At 76.3% G+C, this 22,262-nt stretch carries 18 protein-coding genes; 6 read left to right on the forward strand and 12 right to left on the reverse strand.

The window, feature by feature from the left end:
* Nucleotides 1-77: 77 nt before the first annotated feature.
* From pyk to trpC, 7 genes are all read right to left on the reverse strand, one after another.
* Nucleotides 78-1,499: a pyruvate kinase gene (gene pyk / locus ACUN9U_RS06605; RefSeq protein WP_445484128.1), complete on the reverse strand. Its 1,422-nt coding sequence runs from the start codon at nucleotides 1,497-1,499 to the stop codon at nucleotides 78-80.
* Between the two features lie 112 nt (nucleotides 1,500-1,611).
* Nucleotides 1,612-3,093, reverse strand: coding sequence for a glutamate synthase subunit beta (locus tag ACUN9U_RS06610; protein ID WP_445484129.1), 1,482 nt, complete (start codon nucleotides 3,091-3,093; stop codon nucleotides 1,612-1,614).
* The gene (gltB, locus tag ACUN9U_RS06615; protein ID WP_445484130.1) at nucleotides 3,086-7,765 is read right to left on the reverse strand and encodes a glutamate synthase large subunit; all 4,680 of its coding nucleotides are present in this window, start codon (nucleotides 7,763-7,765) and stop codon (nucleotides 3,086-3,088) included. Before gltB ends, ACUN9U_RS06610 begins: the two co-directional genes overlap by 8 nt.
* Before the next feature lie 199 nt (nucleotides 7,766-7,964).
* Nucleotides 7,965-9,020: a prolipoprotein diacylglyceryl transferase gene (lgt, locus tag ACUN9U_RS06620; RefSeq protein ID WP_445484186.1), complete on the reverse strand. Its 1,056-nt coding sequence runs from the start codon at nucleotides 9,018-9,020 to the stop codon at nucleotides 7,965-7,967.
* Between the two features lie 5 nt (nucleotides 9,021-9,025).
* A complete protein-coding gene (gene trpA / locus ACUN9U_RS06625; protein ID WP_445484131.1) occupies nucleotides 9,026-9,856 on the reverse strand; it encodes a tryptophan synthase subunit alpha in 831 nt (276 codons plus the stop codon).
* A complete protein-coding gene (trpB, locus tag ACUN9U_RS06630) occupies nucleotides 9,853-11,136 on the reverse strand; it encodes a tryptophan synthase subunit beta (protein ID WP_445484187.1) in 1,284 nt (427 codons plus the stop codon). Before trpB ends, trpA begins: the two co-directional genes overlap by 4 nt.
* A gap of 53 nt (nucleotides 11,137-11,189) precedes the next feature.
* Nucleotides 11,190-12,026: an indole-3-glycerol phosphate synthase TrpC gene (gene trpC, locus ACUN9U_RS06635; RefSeq protein WP_445484132.1), complete on the reverse strand. Its 837-nt coding sequence runs from the start codon at nucleotides 12,024-12,026 to the stop codon at nucleotides 11,190-11,192.
* A gap of 157 nt (nucleotides 12,027-12,183) precedes the next feature.
* Here trpC and ACUN9U_RS06640 point away from each other — a divergent pair, with 157 nt between their 5' ends.
* A complete protein-coding gene (locus ACUN9U_RS06640) occupies nucleotides 12,184-12,792 on the forward strand; it encodes a DUF4190 domain-containing protein (protein ID WP_445484133.1) in 609 nt (202 codons plus the stop codon).
* 85 nt (nucleotides 12,793-12,877) lie between these two features.
* On the opposite strand, the gene ACUN9U_RS06645 is transcribed toward ACUN9U_RS06640, so the two are convergent.
* From ACUN9U_RS06645 to ACUN9U_RS06665, 5 genes are all read right to left on the reverse strand, one after another.
* Nucleotides 12,878-13,162 (reverse strand): HGxxPAAW family protein, encoded by a 285-nt coding sequence (locus tag ACUN9U_RS06645; RefSeq protein ID WP_445484134.1) that lies wholly within the window; start codon nucleotides 13,160-13,162, stop codon nucleotides 12,878-12,880.
* A 67-nt stretch (nucleotides 13,163-13,229) separates the two neighbouring features.
* Complete coding sequence (locus ACUN9U_RS06650; protein WP_445484135.1) at nucleotides 13,230-14,033, reverse strand: Trp biosynthesis-associated membrane protein; 804 nt, start codon at nucleotides 14,031-14,033, stop codon at nucleotides 13,230-13,232.
* Nucleotides 14,026-15,606 (reverse strand): anthranilate synthase component I, encoded by a 1,581-nt coding sequence (locus ACUN9U_RS06655; RefSeq protein WP_445484136.1) that lies wholly within the window; start codon nucleotides 15,604-15,606, stop codon nucleotides 14,026-14,028. Before ACUN9U_RS06655 ends, ACUN9U_RS06650 begins: the two co-directional genes overlap by 8 nt.
* Complete coding sequence (hisI, locus tag ACUN9U_RS06660) at nucleotides 15,603-15,992, reverse strand: phosphoribosyl-AMP cyclohydrolase (protein ID WP_445484137.1); 390 nt, start codon at nucleotides 15,990-15,992, stop codon at nucleotides 15,603-15,605. The genes ACUN9U_RS06655 and hisI overlap by 4 nt, the downstream gene beginning before the upstream one ends.
* Nucleotides 15,993-16,035: 43 nt before the next feature.
* On the reverse strand, nucleotides 16,036-16,536 hold the full coding sequence (locus ACUN9U_RS06665; RefSeq protein ID WP_445484138.1) for a hypothetical protein: 501 nt from the start codon (nucleotides 16,534-16,536) through the stop codon (nucleotides 16,036-16,038).
* A 96-nt stretch (nucleotides 16,537-16,632) separates the two neighbouring features.
* On the opposite strand from ACUN9U_RS06665, the gene ACUN9U_RS06670 reads away from it, so the two are divergent.
* The 5 genes from ACUN9U_RS06670 to nadC all read left to right on the forward strand — a co-directional run bounded on the left by ACUN9U_RS06670 (nucleotide 16,633) and on the right by nadC (nucleotide 22,262).
* Nucleotides 16,633-17,424, forward strand: coding sequence for an NUDIX domain-containing protein (locus tag ACUN9U_RS06670; RefSeq protein ID WP_445484188.1), 792 nt, complete (start codon nucleotides 16,633-16,635; stop codon nucleotides 17,422-17,424).
* A gap of 161 nt (nucleotides 17,425-17,585) precedes the next feature.
* On the forward strand, nucleotides 17,586-18,308 hold the full coding sequence (locus ACUN9U_RS06675; protein ID WP_445484139.1) for an NUDIX hydrolase: 723 nt from the start codon (nucleotides 17,586-17,588) through the stop codon (nucleotides 18,306-18,308).
* Nucleotides 18,309-18,346: 38 nt separating this feature from the next.
* Nucleotides 18,347-19,693 carry a quinolinate synthase NadA gene (gene nadA / locus ACUN9U_RS06680; RefSeq protein ID WP_445484140.1) on the forward strand — a complete coding sequence of 449 codons (1,347 nt, stop codon included), beginning with the start codon at nucleotides 18,347-18,349 and terminating at the stop codon, nucleotides 19,691-19,693.
* On the forward strand, nucleotides 19,690-21,303 hold the full coding sequence (locus ACUN9U_RS06685; protein WP_445484141.1) for an L-aspartate oxidase: 1,614 nt from the start codon (nucleotides 19,690-19,692) through the stop codon (nucleotides 21,301-21,303). The genes nadA and ACUN9U_RS06685 overlap by 4 nt, the downstream gene beginning before the upstream one ends.
* A complete protein-coding gene (gene nadC / locus ACUN9U_RS06690) occupies nucleotides 21,300-22,262 on the forward strand; it encodes a carboxylating nicotinate-nucleotide diphosphorylase (protein WP_445484142.1) in 963 nt (320 codons plus the stop codon). Before ACUN9U_RS06685 ends, nadC begins: the two co-directional genes overlap by 4 nt.

Consider the following 22,262-nt stretch of genomic DNA (forward strand, 5'->3'; position numbering starts at 1 on the left):
GAGGACGGGCGGGACCGCGTGGGGCCGGGCCCGGCGCAGCAGCGCTGCGCCCGACCCGGCCCCTCGCCGTCGTCGTCCTACTGGTTCTTGGCGTCTCCGACGCGGTGCACGCGGATCGCGTTGGTCGAGCCGACCTTGCCCGGCAGGGAGCCGGCCACGATGACCACGGTGGAGCCGTTCTCGACGCGGTTGATGTCGAGCAGCGCCTGGTCGACCTGGGCGACCATGTCGTCGGTGGTGTCGACGAAGGGCACCAGGAACGGCTCGGTGCCCCACGTCAGGGCCAGCTGGTTGCGCGTGGCGGCGTCGGGGGTGAACGCCAGCGCCGGGATCGGGGAGCGAAGGCGCGCCATGCGGCGCGCGGAGTCGCCGGAGACGGTGAAGGTGACCAGCTGGCTGGCGCCGATGTTCTCGGCGATCGCCCGGGCCGCCCAGGTGACGGCGCCGCCCTGGGTGTGGGGCGTGGTGCCGAGGGGGCGGATCCTGTCGAGCGCCTCCTTCTCGGTGTTCGCGATGATCCGCGCCATCGTCTGCACCGTCTCGATGGCGAACTCACCGACGCTGGTCTCGCCGGACAGCATCAGCGCGTCGGCGCCGTCCAGGACGGCGTTCGCGACGTCACTGGCCTCCGCGCGGGTGGGGCGCGGGGCGCTGATCATCGACTCCAGCATCTGGGTGGCCACGATCACCGGCTTGGCGTTGCGCCGGCACAGCTCCACCGCGCGCTTCTGCACGATCGGCACCTGCTCCAGCGGAAGCTCCACGCCGAGGTCGCCGCGGGCCACCATGACGCCGTCGAAGGCGGCGACGATGCCCTCGAGGTCGTCCACGGCCTGGGGCTTCTCGACCTTGGCGATGACGGGGCGGCGCACGCCCACCTCGTCCATGATCGCGTGGACGTCGTCGATGTCGGCGCCGGAGCGCACGAAGGACAGGGCGATGAAGTCGACGCCCGTCTTCAGGGCCCAGCGCAGGTCCTCGGCGTCCTTCTCCGACAGCGCCGGCACGCTCACGGCCACGCCGGGCAGGTTGATGCCCTTGTTGTTGGAGACCGGGCCCGGCACGACCACCTTCGTGTGCACGCGCGGGCCGTCGACGGCGGTCACCTCGAGGCCGACGCGGCCGTCGTCGATGAGCAGCGGGTCGCCCGGGGCCACGTCACCGGCGAGGCCCTTGTAGGTGGTCGAGCAGATCTCCTTGGTGCCCGGCACGTCCTCGGTGGTGATGGTGAAGCTGTCACCGACGGCCAGCAGGTGCGGCCCGTCGGTGAAGCGGCCGAGGCGGATCTTGGGCCCTTGCAGGTCGGCCAGGATCGCGACGGCGTGGCCGGAGGCGTCGCTGGCCTTCCGGACCAGGTCGTAGCGACGCAGGTGGTCGCTCTGGTCCCCGTGGGACATGTTGAGGCGGGCCACGTCCATCCCGGCCTCGATGACGGCTGCCATCCGCTCCGGGGTGTCGAGGGCAGGCCCCAGCGTGCAGACGATCTTCGCGCGGCGCATGGACCCAACCCTAGGCCCGCGCAGGTCGCCCCCGACCCCGGGGGCGCCCGGCGCGGCCCGGCGCAGCGCTGCGCGTGTGAGCGTTCACACGCCGTTCACCGGTGAGCGGGCCTCAGACCGCCAGCGGACGCGCCGACGGGGTCACGGGGGCCGGCAGCGTGCTGGGACGGCCGGTGAGGAACTCGTCGACGGCAGCCGCGCAGGCGCGGCCCTCGGCGATCGCCCAGACGATGAGGCTGGCCCCCCGGCCGGCGTCGCCGACCACGAAGGTGCCCGGGCGCGAGGACTGCCAGCCGGCGTCGCGCACCAGCGCGCCGTCGGCGCCGACCTCCAGGCCCAGCTGCTCCACCATCGGCATCTGCTCGACGCCGGAGAAGCCCAGCGCCAGCAGCACCAGCTGCGCGGGCAGCTCCCGCTCGGAGCCCTCGACCACCGTGTACGTCCGGTCGGGGTGGCGCACCACCTCGACCATGCGCAGCCCGGCCACGCCGCCCTCGCCGTCGTCGACCAGCTCGGTGGTGGAGGCGGTGTAGACGCGCTCGCCGCCCTCCTCGTGCGCGGAGGAGGTGCGGAACACCAGCGGGTAGGTCGGCCACGGCTGGTTGCCGGTGCGGTCCGGCGGCGGCGTCGGGCCGATGGCCAGCTGCGTCACCGAGCGCGGGTTCTGCCGCAGCACGGTGCCCAGGCAGTCGGCACCGGTGTCACCCGCGCCGATGATGACGACGTCCTTGCCCTCGGCCGTGAGGCGCTTCTCCTCCGGCACGGAGGCGGGCACGGGCTGGCCCAGGGCCAGCTTGTTGCCCTGCGGCAGGAACTCCATCGCCTGCAGCACCCCGCGCAGGTGGCGGCCCGGGACGTCGAGCTCACGCGGCCGCAGGGCCCCGACGGCCATGACCACCGCGTCGTACCGGTCGGCCAGGCGGGCGGCGTCGACGTCACCGCCCACGTCCACGCCGGTGCGGAAGCGGGTGCCCTCCGCCTCCATCTGCTGGATGCGCCGGTCGATGTGGCGCTTCTCCATCTTGTACTCGGGCACGCCGTAGCGCATGAGCCCGCCCAGGGCGTCGTCGCGCTCGTACACGGCCACGGTGTGGCCGGCGCGGGTGAGCTGCTGGGCCGCCGCCAGGCCCGCCGGCCCGGAGCCGATGACGGCCACGGTCTTGCCGGTGAGGCGCTCGGGCGGCAGGGGCTGCACCCAGCCCTCGTCCCAGGCGCGCTCGATGATCGACTCCTCGACCAGCTTGATGGTCACCGGGTCCTGGTTGATCCCCAGCACGCACGCCGCCTCGCACGGGGCGGGGCAGAGCTTGCCGGTGAACTCCGGGAAGTTGTTGGTGGCGTGCAGCTGCTCGATCGCCTCGCGGAAGTCCCCGCGGCGGGTGAGGTCGTTCCACTCCGGGATGAGGTTGCCCAGCGGGCAGCCGTTGTGGCAGAAGGGGATGCCGCAGTCCATGCAGCGGCCCGCCTGCCGGCTCAGCACGGCCTGGTCGACGGGCTCGTAGACCTCCCGCCAGTCCCGGATGCGCACCGGCACGGGGCGGCGCGGGGCGTTCTCGCGGACGGGGGTGGTGAGGAACCCTCGGGGGTCAGCCACGGACGGCCTCCATGATCTGCTGCCAGACGTCGGCGCCGTCGGGGTCGTTCCCCTCGGCGGTGGCGCGCTCGCGCAGCGCGGTGACGCGTGCGTAGTCGCGCGGGACGAGCGCGGTGAACCGGCTCAGGGCCTCGCCGGTGAGCTCGCCGCCCTCCAGCAGGGAGGAGGCGACGGCGGAGCCGGTCTCCTCGGCGTGGCGGGCCAGCAGCCGGGCCACCAGGGCGCGCTCGGCGTCGGTGCCCTCCGCCAGCGGGCGGGAGGTCAGCTCGCCGCTGCGCACGGCGGCGGCGTTGAGCTTCTCGGCGGCCAGGTCGAGCACGTAGGCGGTGCCGCCGGACATGCCCGCACCGACGTTGCGCCCGGTCTCGCCCAGGACGAGGACGACGCCGCCGGTCATGTACTCGCAGGCGTGGTCGCCGGTGCCCTCCACCACGATGGTGGCGCCGGAGTTGCGCACGGCGAACCGCTCGCCCACCCGGCCGGACAGGAAGACCTCCCCCGACGTGGCCCCGTAGCCGACGGTGTTGCCGGCGATGACGTTGTCCACGGCGCCGGGGCCGGCGAAGGGCGCGCCCTCGTGCGGGCGCACCACCACCCGGCCGCCGGACAGGCCCTTGGCGACGTAGTCGTTGGCGTCGCCGACCAGGCGCAGGGTGACCCCCGCGGGCAGGAAGGCGCCGAAGGACTGGCCCGCCGAGCCGACGAGGGTGAGGTCGATGGCGCCGTCGGGGGCCCCGTCGGGTCCGAACCGCTTGGTGACCTCGTGGCCGAGCATCGTGCCGACGGTGCGGTTGACGTTGCGGATGGCGAAGGTCGCGCTGACGCGCTCCCCCTCCCGCACGGCGTCGAGCCCTCCGTCGAGGACCGCGCGGCTGGCGGCGATGAGCTGGTGGTCCAGCGCCTTCTCCAGGCCGTGGTCCTGCGCGGACGTCTGGCGGCGCGCGGCGCCGTCGGCCACCTCCACGTCGGCCAGCACCGGGGTCAGGTCCAGGCCGGAGGCCTTCCAGTGGTCCACCGCGCGGCGCACGTCCAGGGAGCCGACCTGGCCGACGGCCTCGTCCAGGCTGCGGAAGCCCAGCGCCGCGAGGTGCTCGCGCACCTCCTCGGCCAGGTACTCGAAGAAGGTGACCACGAACTCCGGCTTCCCGGTGAAGCGCTCGCGCAGCACGGGGTTCTGCGTGGCCACCCCGACCGGGCAGGTGTCCAGCTGGCAGACGCGCATCATGATGCAGCCGCTGACCACGAGGGGGGCGGTGGAGAAGCCGAACTCCTCAGCGCCCAGCAGCGCCGCCACGACGACGTCGCGGCCGGTCTTCAGCTGGCCGTCGACCTGCACGCTGACCCTGTCGCGCAGGCCGTTGAGGAGCAGCGTCTGCTGCGTCTCGGCCAGCCCGAGCTCCCAGGGGGCACCGGCGTGCTTGAGGGAGGTCAGCGGCGCCGCGCCGGTCCCTCCGTCGTGCCCGGAGATGAGGACGACGTCGGAGTGGGCCTTCGCCACGCCCGCCGCGACCGTGCCGACGCCGACCTCGGAGACGAGCTTGGTGTGCACGCGCGCCGCGGGGTTGGCGTTCTTGAGGTCGTGGATCAGCTGGGCGAGGTCCTCGATGGAGTAGATGTCGTGGTGCGGCGGCGGGGAGATCAGCCCGACGCCGGGCGTCGCGTGGCGGGTCTTCGCGATGTTCGGGTAGACCTTCGGGCCGGGCAGCTGCCCGCCCTCGCCCGGCTTGGCGCCCTGCGCCATCTTGATCTGCAGGTCGGTGGCGTGGGTGAGGTAGGCGCTGGTGACGCCGAACCGGCCCGAGGCGATCTGCTTGATCGCGCTGCGGCGCTCGGGGTCGAGCAGGCGCTCGACGTCCTCGCCGCCCTCGCCGGTGTTCGACTTGGCGCCGAGCCGGTTCATGGCGACGGCGAGGGTCTCGTGCGCCTCGGCGGAGATGGAGCCGTAGCTCATCGCCCCGGTGGAGAAGCGCTTGACGATCTCGCTGACCGGCTCGACCTCCTCCAGCGGCACCGGCTGGCGGCCGGTCGCGGCGGCGTCCTTGAAGGAGAACAGCCCCCGCAGCGTCATGAGGCGCTCGGCCTGGTCGTCGACGCGGGAGGTGTACTGGCGGAAGACGTCGTAGCGGCGCGCGCGGGTGGCGTGCTGCAGGCGGAAGACCGTCTCGGGGTCGAACAGGTGCGGCTCGCCCTCGCGCTTCCACTGGTACTCCCCGCCCACGTCCAGGCGGCGGTGCGCCGGGGCGGCGCCCTCGACCGGGTAGGCGCGGGCGTGGCGGGCGGCCACCTCGGCGGCGACCACGTCGATGCCGACCCCGCCCAGCTGGGTGGTGGTGCCGGTGAACCAGCGGTCGACCAGCTCCTGGCTCAGGCCGATGGCCTCGAAGACCTGGGCGCCGCGGTAGGAGGCGACGGTGGAGATGCCCATCTTGGACATCACCTTGAGCACGCCCTTGCCGAGGGCGTAGATGAGCTTGCGCACCGCCTGCTGGGGGTCGGAGCCCTCCAGCAGCCCGTGGCGGCACAGGTCCTCCACGGACTCCATGGCCAGGTAGGGGTTGATGCACGCAGCGCCGTAGCCGATGAGCAGCGCGACGTGGTGCACCTCGCGCACGTCACCGGCCTCGACCACGAGGCCGACCTGGGTGCGGGTCTTCTCGCGGATGAGGTGGTGGTGCACGGCGCTGGTCAGCAGCAGCGACGGGATCGGCGCCCAGACGGCGTCGGAGTCGCGGTCGGACAGCAGCACGAACCGCGCGCCCGCGGCGATGGCCTCGGAGACCTCCGCGCAGATCTCGCGCAGGCGGCGCTCCAGCTCCTCCCCGCCCCCGGCCACGCGGTACAGCCCGCGCACGCGGTGGGTGGCGAAGCCCGGCTGGTCGCCGTCGGCCTCCATGTGCGTGATCTTGGCGAGCTCGTCGTTGTCGATCACCGGGAAGGGCAGGCGCAGCTGGCGGCAGTGCGCGGGGGTGGCGTCCAGGGCGTTGGACTCCGGGCCCATCTCCACGCCGAGGCTGGTGACGACCTCCTCGCGGATGGCGTCCAGCGGCGGGTTGGTCACCTGCGCGAAGAGCTGGGTGAAGTAGTCGAAGAGCAGCCGCGGGCGCTCGGAGAGCACCGCGATCGGCGTGTCCGTGCCCATCGAGCCCACGGGCTCCGCGCCGGTGGCGGCCATCGGCGCGAGGATGAGGCGCAGCTCCTCCTCGGTGTAGCCGAACGCCTGCTGGCGGCGGGTGACGGAGGCGTGCGTGTGCAGGACGTGCTCGCGCTCGGGCAGGTCCTCCAGCTGCACCAGCCCCTCGCGCAGCCACTCGGCGTAGGGGTGCTCGGCGGCGAGCTGGCCCTTGACCTCCTCGTCGGGGATGATCCGGCCCGGCTCCTCGGCGGTGCCGACGTCGATCAGGAGCATGCGGCCCGGCTGCAGGCGGCCCTTGCTCACCACGCGCTCGGGGGCGATGTCGAGCACGCCGACCTCGCTGGCCAGCACGACCAGCCCGTCGTCGGTGACCCAGTACCGCGAGGGGCGCAGGCCGTTGCGGTCGAGCACGGCGCCGATGAGGCGGCCGTCGGTGAAGGTCACGGCGGCCGGACCGTCCCACGGCTCCATGAAGCTGGCGTGGAAGGCGTAGAAGGCGCGCCGGGCCTCGTCCATCTGGGCGTGGTTCTCCCACGCCTCCGGGATCATCATGAGGACGGCGTGGGGCAGCGAGCGCCCCGTCAGGTGCAGCAGCTCGAGCACCTCGTCGAACGAGGCCGAGTCGCTGGCGCCGGGCGTGCACACCGGGAACAGGCGCGACAGGTCGCCCTCGATGAGGGGGGTCGCCAGCTGGCTCTCGCGGGCCCGCATCCAGTTGCGGTTGCCGCGCACCGTGTTGATCTCGCCGTTGTGGGCGATGTAGCGGAACGGGTGGGCCAGCGGCCAGCTGGGGAAGGTGTTGGTGGAGAAGCGCGAGTGCACGATGGCCAGCTGGGTGGCCAGGCGCCGGTCGGACAGGTCGGGGAAGAACGGCTCGAGCTGCCCGGTGGTGAGCATGCCCTTGTAGACCAGGGTGCGGCTGCTCAGGGAGGCGAAGTACACGTCGAGCTCGCGCTCGGCGCGCTTGCGCAGCACGAAGGCGAGCCGGTCGAGCTCGAGCCCGGACACGCCCTGCTTCGCGCCGGCGCCGGCCACGACCAGGTGGCGGAAGCGGGGCATGCAGGAGCGGGCGGTCTGGCCCACGAGGGAGGCGGTCACCGGCACCTCGCGCCAGCCGACCACGCGCAGGCCCTCCTCGGCGGCGGTGGCGGCGATCTCGGCCTTGGCGATGGCCTCCTCGCCGTCGTCGTCGGGCAGGAAGCCCAGGCCGACCGCGTACTGGCCCGCGGGCGGCAGCTCCACGCCGCCCGGGGCCGCCTGCTCGGCCCAGACGGCGCGCAGGAAGGCGTCGGGGACCTGCAGGAGGATGCCGGCCCCGTCACCGCTGTCGACCTCAGCGCCCACGGCGCCGCGGTGGTCGAGGTTGCGCAGCGCCGTCAGGGCCTGCTCGACCACCTGGTGGGTGGCACCGGAGCGCAGGTCCGCCACGAAGGCCACGCCGCAGGCGTCCTTCTCGGCGGCGGGGTCGTACAGGCCCTGCGCCGCGGGCTGCGCGGAGAAGCGCTGCAGGGCTCGGGAGGCGTCGCGCGTGGGGGCCATGGTGACCGTCCTCGGGGCTGGCCGGCGGGCGGGGTCCGCCGGGGGTGGTCTCGGGGCTGGCGGCAGTGCTGCTGGTCGACTGGTGGTGCTGAACTCGTCGAGCAGGGACGGCGCTGGCCCGGCACGCTGGTGGCGACGATAGCACCGCGGGGGGACGCCGCCGGTGCCCGCGCGGTGACGCCCGTCTCACATCGCGAGACTAGGCGTCCCGCCCACCGGACGGTCTCGCGCGGTCGGCGCGGTCGCCGCCGTCAGGGGCGGCGCTCCCGGCGCCACCGGGGCCGTCCGGGCCGGAGCCGGCGGCCGCGGGGCCGGTGGTGACGGCGGTGCCGCCCTCGCCGCCGGCCTCCGCGCCGGGCTCGCCGCCAGACTCCCCGGCCCGGCCGGGCAGCAGCACCGAGTCCTCCACGCCGGGGTGCCGGCGGGCGCTGACCGCGAAGGCGACCACGGCCGCGAGGCCGACGACCAGGCAGGTCCAGATGTTGAGGCGCAGCCCCAGAACCTGCTCCGCGGGGTCGATGCGCAGGGCCTCGATCCACACCCGGCCGAGGACGTACAGGACGACGTAGCCGAGGAAGACCCGCCCGTGGCCGAGCCGGAACCGCCGCTGCGCCCAGACCAGCACGCCGGCGGCACCGACGTTCCACAGCGCCTCGTACAGGAACGTCGGGTGGTAGGTGGCGACGTCCTCGTAGCCCGGCTCCCGGTGCTCGGGGTCGATCTCGAGCGCCCACGGCAGGGTGGTGGGCCGGCCGTAGAGCTCCTGGTTGAACCAGTTGCCGAACCTGCCGACGGCCTGGGCGAGCAGCAGCCCCGGGGCCAGGGCGTCGGCGTAGGAGGAGAAGCGGGCGCCCACGGCGCGGCACCCGATCCAGGCGCCGACGGCGCCCAGGGCGACCGCGCCCCAGATGCCCAGGCCGCCGTTCCACACGTACAGGGCGGCGACGGGGTCGCCGCCCTCGCCGAAGTAGGCCTGCGGGGAGGAGACCACGTGGTAGAGCCGCCCGCCGACGATCCCGAACGGCACCGCCCACAGCGCGATGTCGGCCACCTGGCCGGGCAGGCCGCCGCGGGCGCGCCAGCGCCGGTCCGTCACCCACACGGCCAGGGCGATGCCGGCCAGGATGCAGAAGGCGTAGGCGCGCAGCGGCACCGGGCCCAGGTGCCACACGCCCTGCGCGGGGCTCGGGATGGAGGCGAGGACCCCGGACCCGGCCCCCGCTGCGAGCACCGGGCTGAGCACGCCGGTCAGCACGCCGGTCACCGGCGGGAGGCGGCGACGCCGGCGGCCAGGCCGCGCACGGCGCGCTCCAGGCCCGTCACGCCGTCGTCGGACAGGGCCCGCACCAGCGCGGAGCCGACGATGACGCCGTCCGCGTAGGCGCCGACCTCGGCGGCCTGCTCCCCGGTGGAGACGCCCAGGCCGACGCAGACGCGCTCGGCGCCGGCGGCGCGGGAGGCGGCCACGAGGCCCTCCGCCGCCGAGCCGACCGAGGCGCGGGCGCCGGTGACGCCCATCGTGGAGGCCGCGTAGGTCCACCCGCGGCAGGCCGCGGCGGTGGAGGCCAGCCGCGCGGGCGTGGAGGACGGCGCGACGAGGAAGACGCGCTCCAGGCCGTGGGAGTCGCTGGCGGCGATCCACTCCCCCGCCTCGTCGGGCACGAGGTCGGGGGTGATGAGGCCGGCCCCGCCGGCGGCGGCGAGGTCGCGGGCGAAGGCGGCCACGCCGTAGCGCAGCACCGGGGCCCAGTAGCTCATGACCAGGACGGGGGCGCGCTCCCCGTCGGGGGCCGAGCTGAGCTGCTCGACGGACTCGAGCACGTGGCGGATGCGCGTGCCGCCGCGCAGGGCCGCCTCGGCGGCCTCCTGGATGACCGGCCCGTCCATGACGGGGTCGGAGTAGGGCAGGCCCAGCTCGACGACGTCGAGCCCGGCCGCCACCGACGCGCGCAGCGCGTCGACGCTGGTGGTCCGGTCGGGGAAGCCGGCGGGCAGGTAGCCGACCAGCGCCGAGCGGCCGGCGGCTCGGGCGGCGTCCAGCGCGGAGGCGCTGCTCAGCCCGGCGGTCTGCGGGGCGTCGGTGGTGCTCACCAGCCGGTCGCCTCCGTCTCCTCCACGGGGCCTGCCACGCGCTCGGCCTCGGAGGCGACCAGGTCGGCGTCGCTGACGAGCCCGAAGTAGCGGGCGGCGGTGTCGACGTCCTTGTCGCCGCGGCCGGAGAGGTTCACCAGCACCACGCCGCCGGGTCCCAGCTCGCGGCCGGCGCGCAGGGCGCCGGCCAGGGCGTGGGCGGTCTCGATGGCGGGGATGATGCCCTCGGTGCGGCACAGGAGGCGGAACGCCTCCATGGCCTCGGCGTCGGTGACCGGCTCGTAGCGGGCGCGGCCGGTGGCGGCCAGGTGGGCGTGCTCGGGGCCCACGCCGGGGTAGTCCAGGCCGGCGGAGATGGAGTGGCTGTCCAGGGTCTGGCCGTCCTCGTCCTGCAGCACCATGGAGCGGGCGCCGTGCAGCACGCCGGAGACCCCGCCGGTGATGGAGGCGGCGTGGCGGCCGGTCTCGACGCCGTCGCCGGCGGCCTCCAGGCCCAGCAGCCGGACCTCGGGGTCGTCGAGGAAGGCGTGGAAGATGCCGATGGCGTTGGAGCCGCCGCCCACGCAGGCCGCGACGACGTCGGGCAGCCGCCCGACCCGCTCGAGCACCTGGGCGCGGGCCTCCACGCCGATGGTGCGGTGGAAGTCGCGCACCATCGCCGGGAACGGGTGCGGGCCGGCCACCGTGCCGAGCACGTAGTGGGTGTCGTCGACGTGCGCGACCCAGTCGCGGAAGGCCTCGTTGAGGGCGTCCTTGAGCGTGGCGGTGCCCGTGCTGACGGGCACGACCTCGGCGCCGAGCAGGCGCATGCGGGCCACGTTGAGGGCCTGGCGGCGGGTGTCGACCTCGCCCATGTAGACCGTGCACTCCAGGCCCATGAGCGCGGCGGCGGTGGCCGTGGCCACGCCGTGCTGGCCGGCGCCGGTCTCGGCGATGACCCTCTTCTTGCCCATGCGGACCGTCAGCAGGGCCTGGCCCAGCACATTGTTGATCTTGTGCGACCCGGTGTGGTTGAGGTCCTCGCGCTTGAGCAGCACCCGGGCCCCGCCGGCGTGCTCGGCGAAGCGCGGCACCTCGGTGAGGATGCTCGGCCGCCCGGTGTACTCCCGCTGCAGCCGGTCCAGCTCGGCGGCGAACGCCGGGTCGGCGGCGGCGCGGGAGTACTCCGCGTCGAGCTCGTCGAGGGCGGCGATGAGCGCCTCGGGCACGAAGCGGCCGCCGAACTCCCCGAAGTAGGGCCCGCGCTGGCCGACGCGCTGGAACAGCGGCTGCTCGTCCAGCGCCGCGCTGGCCGACGAGGTCGGCGAGGACGGGGACGGCGTCACGGCGGCGCTCACGGCTTGCCGCTGCGCGAGACCGCGCGCAGCGACGGGTGGGACCCGGCGGCGACGAGGTCGGCCACCGCGGAGCGGGGGTCGCGGCCGGTCACCAGCGCCTCGCCCACCAGCACGGCGTCGACGCCGGCGCGGGCGTGCTCGACCACGTCGTGGGCGGAGCGGACGCCGGACTCGGCGACGCTCACGACGGAGTCGGGGATGCGGTGGGCGCACCGGGCGAAGGTGGCCGGGTCGACCTCGAGGGTCTTCAGGTCGCGCGCGTTGACGCCGACGAGCTGGGCGCCCGCGGCCACGGCGCGGTCGACCTCGGCCTCGTCGTGCGCCTCGACCAGCGCGCACATGCCCAGGGAGTGCACCCGCTCCACCAGGGATACCAGGGCCTCCTGCTCGAGGGCGGCCACGATGAGCAGCACCAGGTCGGCGCCGGCCGCCCGGGCCTCCCAGACCTGGTAGCTGGAGACGACGAAGTCCTTGCGCAGCACCGGGACGTCGACGGCAGCGCGCACGGCGCGCAGGTCGTCCAGGCTGCCGCCGAAGCGGCGGCGCTCGGTCAGCACGCTGATCGCGCTGGCCCCGCCCGCCTCGTACTCCCTGGCCAGCGCGGCGGGGTCCTCGATGGCGGCCAGGGCCCCCCTGCTGGGGCTGGACCGCTTGACCTCGGCGATGACGGTCACCTGGCCCCGGTCGTCGCCGCCGGGCCGCAGCGCCTCCAGGGCGCTGCGCGCCGAGGGGGCCCGGCGGGCGGCCTCCTTCAGCTCGTCCAGCGACGTGGCGGCCTGGCGCTCGGCCAGGTCCTCCCGGACGCCGGCGAGGATGTCCTCCAGAACGCTCACGGGGCCAGGGTAGTCGTCGCCCGCGGGCCCCCGGTCCGGTCTCCCACCAGCGGCTCGCACCCGCCCGGGTGCTGATCGACAGGCGCGGCGCCGCAAGATCGCTACCGTTGCCGCAGGACCCGCTCGCCGGCGGAGCAGACACGGACCAGGAGGCCCCATGAGCACGCAGGACCCCTACGGCACGTCGGACCAGCCGCCGCGCACCGGCTCGAGCCCCGCGTCGGGGGGCTCCCAGCAGCCCTCCTGGCAGCAGTCGGCGCCCTCCGGCCCCTCCGGACAGGGGTACCCCGCCGGGCCGCCCCAGGACCAGTACCGCGACCAGGGCCAGGGCCACCCGCAGGGCTACCAGCAGCCCGCTCCCCACGGCGACGGGCGCGGCGCGCAGGGCGGCTACCCGGCCTACCCCGGGCAGGGCGGCTACGACAGGCCCGCGCCGCGCAACGGCGTCGGGCTCGCCGCGCTGATCCTCGGCATCCTCGCCCTGCTGTCCGGCTTCTTCGTCATCGGAGGCCTGCTGGGGCTCGTCGCCATCGTCCTGGGCGTCATCGGCAGCCGCCGGGCCAAGCGCGGCCTGGCCACCAACCGCGGCATGGCCATCACGGGCATCGTGCTGGGGCTGCTGGCGGTGGTGCTCAGCGTCATCGCCATCGTCTTCTTCGGCTTCATCGGCAGCCGCGCGGCCAACTGCAACACCTTCCTGGAGAGCCAGGACCAGGCCGGCTACCAGCAGTGCCTGGAGGAGCAGCTCGGCGTCCAGACCAGCTGAGCGCCGCTCCTCCCACGGCTCAGGCCCGGCCGCCAGCGCGGAGCCGGCGGCCGGGCCTGAGCCGTGAGGGGGTCGAGCAGGCGCCTCAGCGCACCGGCGTGGGCTTGCCGTGCTGCTGCGGGTGCTGCTTCTGCCCCTTGCCCGCGCGTCCCAGGGCCCAGCCGACCGGCAGCCCCAGGAGCATGACGACGATCCCCACCCAGAACAGCCACACCAGCGCGAGGATGACGGCCACGCCCGCGACGGCCGAGCCGAGCAGCCCCAGCGCGGCGCCGGTCCAGCCGGCGACGGAGTGGCCGTGGTCGATGTGGCCCTCGACCTCCTCGCGGCGCTGCTGGATGATCGGGTTGCTGTCGGCGTCGGTGCTCATCTCGCTCCTCAGGCTGCGGGCGGGCGCTGCTCCAGGTGGCTGCGGCCCCGGGTCGGGACGTCAGCGGTCATTCTGCCCGGTCGGGCCGGTGGGCGTCGCCCCGACCGCCACCGGCCAGGTCGCCGGGCCGGTCGCCGGGCCGGTCGCCGGGACCGCCGCCCTGCTGCGCCTCGGAGTCCCCGTCGGGGTCCCCTGGGCCCGCCGTCGGGTCCTCCCCGCGGCTCAGCCCGTCCCACAGACCCGCACGGCTCGGCGCCACGGGGCCGGACGCGCGCGCCGGCCCCCCGGGTCCGGCCGCGGAGGTGGGCGCCTCGAAGCGCTCCGAGCTGCCCCACGAGCGCCCCCGGACCAGGGCGAGCGCACCGCTGGCCAGGACGCCCAGCGCGGGCACGAGCGCCAGGAACGGCCACGCGGTGGTGCGCGCCCCGTCGACCTCGCCGACCCCCGTGGCCGCTCGCGCCGCGGGCACGGCGGCACCGAGGGGGTCGGAGACCAGCACCACCGCGGCCGCCGCCGCCGCCAGGCCCGCGAGCACCAGGAGCGCACCGGCGGCGACGCGTCCCGCCCCGCGCAGGGTGGAGAGGGCCAGCGCCCCCGCGACGGCGACCACGCCGACCGCGGGCACGGCGGCAGCGGAGTCGCGGCCGCTCACCGCCAGCTCCGCGGCGCTGCCCCCGGGGCCCACCGGCAGCGCCGCCAGCACCCACGGCTGGGTGCTGGCCACCAGCAGCAGGGCGCCGGCGACCAGGCCGAGCAGCACCACCGGCGCGCGACCGCGCCGCCGACCGCGGGACCGGCCGCGCGGCGGGTCGCCGGGCCGGTCGCCGGGCCGGTCGCCGGGGCCGTGCCCCGGCAGGTCGGGCTCAGGCACCGGACAGCGGGCGCAGCGCGCTGGCGCGGGCCACCGCGGCCAGCACGGCGGCGGCCTTGGCGCGGGTCTCGGCCTCCTCGCTGGCGGGCACCGAGTCGGCGACGACGCCCGCGCCCGCCTGCACCCGCGCGACGCCGTCGCGCAGGACGGCGCTGCGGATGGTGATGGCCATGTCGAGGTCGCCGGCGACGTCGAAGTAGCCGGCGGTGCCCCCGTACAGACCGCGGCGCACCGGCTCGAGGGCGTCGATGAGCGCCAGCGCCCGGGGCTTGGGCGCCCCCGACAGCGTGCCGGCGGGGAAGGTGGACTGCAGGACGTCGAACGCCGTCCTGCCCTCGCGGACCTCGCCGGTGACCGTGCTCACGAGGTGCATGACGTGGCTGTAGCGCCACACCTCCATGAACTCGACCACCTCGACCGTGCCCGGGCGGCACACGCGGGCGAGGTCGTTGCGGGCCAGGTCGACGAGCATGAGGTGCTCGGCGCGCTCCTTGGCGTCGTCGAGCAGGTCGGCGGCCAGCGCCGTGTCCTCCTCGGGGGTGGCGCCGCGGGGGCGGGTGCCGGCGATGGGGTGCGTCATCGCCCGCCCGCCCTCGACCTTGACGAGGGACTCCGGGCTGGAGCCGACCACGTCGTAGCGGGCGCCGTCGGCGTCGGCGAACCGGAACAGGTACATGTACGGGCTGGGGTTGGTGGCCCGCAGCGCCCGGTAGACGTCCAGGGCGTCGGCGGGGCAGTCGACCTCGAAGGTCTGGGAGGGGACCACCTGGAAGACCTCGCCGTCGCGGATGGCGGCCTTGGCCGCCTCGACCGCCGCCTCGTACTGCGCGGCGGTGGACGTGCGGCGCGGCGGGGCGGCGGCCGCCCCGGCGGCGGCCTCCGGGTCCAGGGTGGAGACGGTCGAGGGCGCCGGCTCGGCGAGCTTCGCGGCCATGGCGTCCAGGCGCGCGACGGCGTCGGCCCAGGCCTCGTCGACGCGCTCGTCGCTGCCGTCGAGGTTGACGGCGTTGGCCACCAGCAGCACCGAGGAGTCCGCGTGGTCGACCACCGCCAGGTCGGTGGCCAGGCACAGCGCCAGCTCGGGGGGCTCGGTGCCCTGCGCGCGCGGCGGGCTGGGCAGCCGCTCCCAGCGGCGCACGACGTCCCAGCCGAGCACCCCGACCAGGCCGCCGGTCAGCGGGGGCAGGCCGGGGAGGCGGGGCGTGCGCAGCGCGGCCAGGGTCTCCCGGACGGCGACGAGGGGGTCCCCGCCGGTCGGGACGCCGGCCGGCGGCGTGCCCAGCCAGTGCGCCTCGCCGTCCTTCTCGGTGAGCACGGCCGCCGACCTGGCGCCGACGATGGAGTAGCGCGACCACACCCCGCCGTGGTCGGCGGACTCCAGGAGGAAGGTGCCGGGCTCGGCCCCCGCGAGCTTGCGGTAGACGCCGACGGGGGTCTCGGCGTCGGCGAGCAGGCGGCGCACCACGGGGATGACGCGCCGGTCGCGGGCCAGCTGCCGGAAGGCCGGCAGGTCGGGCCAGGTGGTGCCGGTGGTGAGGTCGGGGGTGGGCGCCGGCGTCGTCGCGGCGGTCACGGGGCCGCCTCGTCGGTGAGCAGGGGCCGCGCGTCGAAGCAGGTCCGGTCGCCGGTGTGGCAGGCGCCGCCGGTCTGGTCGACGGTGACGAGCACGGCGTCGCCGTCGCAGTCGAGGCTGACGGTCCGCACGCGCTGGACGGCACCGGAGGTGTCCCCCTTGCGCCAGTACTGCTCGCGGCTGCGGCTCCAGAACCAGCTGCGGCCGGTGGTGAGCGTGCGGTGCAGCGCCTCGTCGTCCATCCACCCGACCATGAGCACCTCGCGGGTGTCGTGGGCCTGCACCACCGCGGCCACCAGGCCGGCGGCGTCGCGCTTCAGCAGGGCGGCGAGGGCGGGGTCGAGGGGGGAGCCGGTGGTCTGCTCACCGCTGGTCGTGCTGCTCACGCGTGCATCATCCCAGCCGCGCGCAGCGCGGGGGTCGGGCGCATCAGGCGGTGGCGGCCAGGGCGTCGGGGTCGGCGCCCCGCGGCGCGCCGGCCTGCTCCCCGGCGGCGCGCAGGCGCTGGCGCTGGCTCGCCTGCACGGCGAAGCGCACGCCGTGGTGGGGGTCCTCGGCCAGGGCGCGCAGCACCTCCCCGGGGGTGGCGGGGTTGCGGGCGACGGCGGCGCGCACCGCGGCACTGGCGTCCGCACCCAGCCGGGTGAGCACCGCGGCCGACGGGTCGGTGCGCCGTGCTACCTGCTCGCGGACCTCGGGGTCGGCGTCGCGCGCGAGCAGGACCAGGGCGTCGCCCTGCGCGGAGGGGTTCCTGGCCACCCGCAGGCGGGTCACCGCGTCGCGGCTGCGGGCGAGCGCCTCCAGCTGGTACCAGGGCGTGCTGCGGCGGGCGGCGAGCACCTGCTCGCGGGTGGTCCACAGCACCGCCGCCTCCTCCCGCCCGCGCGAGCGGTCTCGCTCCAGCGCTTCGTCCTCACAGGGTGCAGTCACTCGAGCACGCTGCGCCACCACTGCCGGCGCGGTGCACCCGTTCGCGCCAGCGCGACGCCGCGCCGGGGCGGTGCCAGGCTGGCGCGGGTGAGCGAGATGCCGACAGCCCGTCCCAACGCCGCGCTGACCGCGGACGTCGTGGCCCTGCACCGCACCGCCGGGGTGGAGCGGGTGCTGCTGGTGCGCCGGGGCTCGGAGCCGTTCGCGGGCAGCTGGGCGCTGCCGGGCGGCTTCGTGGAGGCCGACGAGGACCCGCAGGTGGCCGCCCTGCGCGAGCTGGCCGAGGAGACCGGGCTGGACCTGGCCGACGTGGCGCTGCACCAGCTGGGCGTCTACGGCGTCCCCGGGCGCGACCCGCGCGGCCGGGTGGTCTCCAGCGCCTGGTGGGTGCGGCTGCCCGAGGACGGCCCCGCGGCCGCCGTGACGGGCGGGGACGACGCCGCCGAGGCGTCCTGGGTGCCGGTGGCCGACGTGCTGCCCGCCGCCGGACAGGACGACGGGGAGCGGGCCGCCGGCGAGCGCCTGGCCTTCGACCACGAGGTCGTGCTGCGCGACGCCCTGGCGCGGGACGCCGCGGCCTCGCCGGCGCGGGCCATCGCCGTGCGGTTCGACCTGCCCGACGCGACGGCGCTGGCGGCCTTCGACGCGCTCGTGGCCGACGTGCTGCCGGGCTTCGCGGCCGACGAGCCGGGCACGCTCACCTACGTCGTCCACGCGGTGGAGGGCGAGCCGCTGGCCAGGGTGTTCTTCGAGGAGTACGCCGAGGGCGGCCACGCGGCCCACGAGGCGCGGCGGGCGACGGCGGCCTTCCTGGACCGGGTGCGCGAGCTGACCGGCGGCGCCATCCGGGCGGAGCTGCTCGTGCCCCTGGGCGCGGTCCGTCCCTGACCCTCCCCTCCCGTGGTCAGGGGGTGCCGGCACGATCCCCCTCCTGACCACAGGCGGTCGGAGGGTGACTTCTTGTCGGGACGACCCGAAGTGGTGTTAGTGTCGCGCTGACCTGATCGAGCCGGCACGGGGCCGGCGGCACGAGGGACGGGAGTGCGCGGATGGGCGCGTCGCTGGACCTCGCCGTCTCGACCGTCATCCTGGCCCTGCTGCCGGGCACCGCCGCGGGCTGCGGTGACGAGCGCCCGCAGCTGCGCCTGCCGCTCGTGCGCCGCACCCGCCAGCCCTTCGACGGCCGCTGGGCCCTGCCCGGCGGCTGGGTGAGCCCCGACGAGCGCCTCAGCTCCGCCGCCCGCCGCACCCTGGCCGAGACCACGGGGCTGCGCCCGAGCTACCTCGAGCAGCTCTACACCTTCGGCGCCCCGCACCGCTCCCCCACCGGGCGCGTGGTCTCCGTGGTCTACACCGCGCTGGTGCGCGCCCCCGAGGCCGCGGCCGTCGAGGTGGGCGAGAACGTCCGCTGGGCCCCGGCCGACCGGCTGCCCGAGACCGTCGGCGACCTCGCCTTCGACCACGCCGAGATCGTCGACTACGCCCTGTGGCGGCTGCGGACCAAGGTCGGCTACGCCGCCATCGCCCAGCACTTCCTGGGCCCCACCTTCACCCTCGCCGAGCTGCGCGGGGTCCACGAGGCCGTGCTCGGCAAGACCCTCGACCCCGCCAACTTCCGCCGCAGCGTGGCGGCCTCGGGAGCCGTGGAGGCCACCGACGAGGTCCGCTCCGGCGCCGCGCACCGCCCAGCCCGCCTCTACCGCGCCGTCCTGCCCCCCGGCGGCGCGACCGGCGGCTACCCGCCCTGGCAGTCCCGCCCCGAGCTCGGCTGAGCCCGGACCCGCACCGCAGGAACAGGAAGAGGACAGACATGGTCTCCGTCGCCGTCACCCTCGGCCGGTCGGCCCCCGCCGGCGGCTCCCCCGCCGTGAGCTCCTGCGACGCCCGGCTGGCCGCCGAGCCGTTCGCCCTGGACGCCCTCCCCGGCCTGCCCGCGCCGGCCCCCGAGTACGGGCCGGGCGCCTCGGTGGTCGACACCGCCCCCGCGCACACGCCGGTGCAGCAGCAGATCCCCGAGCGCTACCGCCGCATGGGGGCCGACGAGGTGCACGCGCGCATCCGCGCCGCCAAGGAGGCGCTCGGCAGCGCCGTCGTCGTCCTCGGCCACCACTACCAGCGCGACGAGGTCATCGCGCACGCGGACATCACCGGAGACTCCTTCCTCCTGGCCCGCCGGAGCCTGGAGCGGCCGGAGGCGCGCTACGTCGTCTTCTGCGGCGTGCACTTCATGGCCGAGACCGCCGACCTGCTGACCCGGCCCGACCAGGCCGTGGTGCTGCCCAACCTCGCCGCCGGCTGCTCGATGGCCGACATGGCCGACCTCGACGCCGTCCAGGACTGCTGGGACCAGCTCGAGGCAGCGATCGGCCGCCCCCTGGACGTCCCCGGCGAGGACGGCCTGGTGGAGGTGGTGCCCGTCACCTACATGAACTCCTCCGCCGCCATCAAGGCGTTCTGCGGGTCCCGCGGCGGCATCGTCTGCACCTCCTCCAACGCCACCGCCGTGCTGGAGTGGGCGTTCGCGCGCGGCCGCCGGGTGCTCTTCGTGCCCGACCAGCACCTGGGCCGCAACACCGCGGCGGCCATGGGCGTGCCGGCCGGCCTCATGCCTCTGTGGGACCCGCGCAAGCCGCTCGGCGGCAACAGCGCGCAGGCCCTCGTCGACGCGCGCGTGCTGCTGTGGCGCGGCTGGTGCTCGGTGCACCAGCGCTTCACGACCGCGCAGATCGACGCCGCCCGCGCCGCCGACCCGTCCGTGCACGTGGTGGTGCACCCCGAGTGCCCGCAGGACGTCGTCGACGCCGCGGACCAGGCCGGCTCGACCGAGTTCATCATCAGGGCCGTCGAGGCCGCTCCGGCGGGCGCCACCCTGGCGATCGGCACCGAGGTCAACCTCGTGCGCCGCCTCGCCGACGCCCACCCGGACAAGACCATCACCTGCCTGGACCCGGTGATCTGCCCCTGCTCGACGATGTACCGCATCCACCCGGGCTACCTCGCGTGGGTGCTGGAGTCGCTCGTCGAGCGCGAGGCCGCGCTGGCGGCCGGGGCGCCCGAGGCCGAGCTCGGCCCCGTGGTGAACCGCGTGGTGGTCGACGACGACGCCGCCGCGCACGCCCGCACGGCGCTGGAGCGGATGCTGGCGGTCGTCCCGTGACCACCTGGACCCCGACGACGACGGGCGCGGCGACCGGGCCCGTCGGCGAGCAGCGCCTCGACGTCGACGTGCTCGTGCTCGGGTCCGGCGTCGCCGGGCTGACCGCGGCGCTGGAGGTGCTGCGGCTGGCCCCCGGCGCGCGCGTGGCGGTGGCGACGAAGGCGGCGCTCGGCGACGGGGCGACGGCGTGGGCGCAGGGCGGCATCGCCGCGGTGCTCACCGACGACCGGCCCCCGCTCGACGAGGCCGCCGGCAGCGATGCCGTGGCGCTGCACGTCGCCGACACCCTCGCCGCCGGCGACGGGCTGTGCGTGCCAGCCGCGGTGGCGGTCCTCTGCGAGTCGGGAGGGGAGGCCGTCGTGGCCCTCGAGCGCCGCGGCCTGGTGCTCGACCGCCGCCGTGACGGCAGCCGCGCGCGCGGCCTGGAAGCGGCGCACTCCCGGCCGCGGGTCGTGCACGCGGGCGGCGACACCACCGGAGCGCACGTCGCGCGGGCCCTCGGCGCCGCGGTGCGTGCCTCTCGGGCGGCGCTGCTGGAGCGGACGGCCCTCGTCGAGCTCGTCACCCAGGGCGGTCCGGGCACCGCCGTGACCGGTGCCCGGCTGCGCGGCCCGGGCGGGGAGGGCCTGCTCGTGCGGGCCCGCGCCGTCGTCCTGGCCACCGGCGGGCACGCGCAGGCCTTCGCGCACACCACCGCGCCGCCGGTCGCCACCGGAGACGGGCTCGCAGCCGCCGTGCGCGCCGGGGCGGTGGCCCGCGACGTCGAGATGGTCCAGTTCCACCCCACGGCGGGCACCGGGCGCGACGGGCGCACCTTCCTCGTCTCCGAGGCCGTGCGCGGCGAGGGCGCCGTGCTGCTCGACGCCACCGGGCGCCGGTTCACCGACGAGCTCGCGCCGCGCGACGTGGTCGCCCGCGCCTGCGCGGCCGCCATGGCCGCCCAGGGCGGCGCTCCCGTGCTCCTGGACGCCACCGGCGTGCAGGGGCTGCGGACGCGCTTCCCCGGCATCGACGCCCTCACGCGCGCCGCCGGGCTGGACTGGACCCGCGAGCCGGTGCCCGTCACCCCCGCCGCGCACTACGCCATGGGCGGGGTGCTCACCGACCTGGACGGGCGCACCACGCTGCCGGGGCTGTGGGCGGTGGGCGAGGTCGCCTCCACCGGCGTCCACGGCGCGAACCGCCTGGCCTCGAACTCGCTGCTGGAGGGCGCCGTCTTCGGGGCGCGGGCGGCGGCGGCCCTCCTCGGCGCCGCGGCGGCGGACGTCACCAGGGCTGCGACCAGCGCCGACGACGCGGAGGTCGAGGTCGAGCTGCCGCAGGGGGTGCTGCCCCGCGCGGAGCTGCGGGAGCTGGTGTGGGAGCACGCCGGGCTGCTGCGCGACCGCGGCGGGCTGGAGCTGCTCACCAAGACCCTCGCCGGGGCTGCGGTGACCCGTGAGGGCGCCGACGCCGAGGAGGGCGCGCTGACCGACGTCGCCGCCCTGCTGGCCGCCGGAGCGCTCGCCCGCGAGGAGAGCCGCGGCGCGCACGCCCGCACCGACCACCCCGGGCGCCGGGAGCCGGCCCGGCACGTGCTGCTGCGCGCCGCGCCCGGCGGTGGCGCGTGAGCGCGGCGGCCGGCTCGGCCGGGTCGGCCGGCTCGGTCGCGGGGGCGCTGGCCGACGTCGTCGCCAGGGCCCTGGCCGAGGACGCGCCGTGGGGGGACGTGACCAGCGAGTCGCTGCTGGACCCGTCGGTGACCACGACCGCCGTGCTCCGCGCCCGCCAGGAGGGCGTGCTCGCCGGGGTCGGCGCGTTCGCCGAGGCCCTCGCGCAGGCCTCGCGCCTGGTGGGCGCCCAGGGCGGCCCCGGCGCCGTCGTCGTCGAGGTCCTGGCGCAGGACGGTGACCGCATCGCGCCGGGGCAGGTGCTCGCCCGCGCGGCCGGCAGCGCCCTGGCGGTGCTGCGCGCCGAGCGCGTGGCGCTCAACCTCGTGCAGCACCTGTCCGGCGTGGCGACGGCCACGGCCGAGCACGTCGCCCTCGTCGCGGCCGCCGGCGCGCGGGCCCGCGTGGTCGACACCCGCAAGACCACCCCCGGCCTGCGGGCGCTGGAGCGGCACGCGGTGCGCTGCGGCGGCGGGGGCAACCACCGCTGGTCGCTGTCCGACGCGGTGCTCGTCAAGGACAACCACCTGGCGCTGGTCGGCGCCGGCGTGACGGCCGCGCTCGCCGCCGTGCGGGCGCGGGTGCCGCACACGACGTTCGTGGAGGTCGAGGTCGACAGGCTCGACCAGCTGCCGGCCGTGCTGGCCGCCGGCGTCGACGGGGTGCTGCTCGACAACTTCTCCCTGGAGGACCTGCGCGCGGGCGTCACCGCGGTGCGCGAGCACGAGCGGGCCAGCGGCGGGCGGGTGGTCGTCGAGGCCAGCGGCGGGGTGCGGCGCGAGACCATCGGGGCCATCGCCTCGACGGGGGTCGACCTCGTGTCGGTGGGCGGGCTCACGCAGGCCTCCACCGCGCTGGACGTCGGCCTGGACGTCGGGGACGACGCCGAGGTGGCGCCGGTCCGCACCCGCACCGGCTGA

The sequence above is a fragment of the Quadrisphaera sp. KR29 genome (assembly GCF_052644995.1).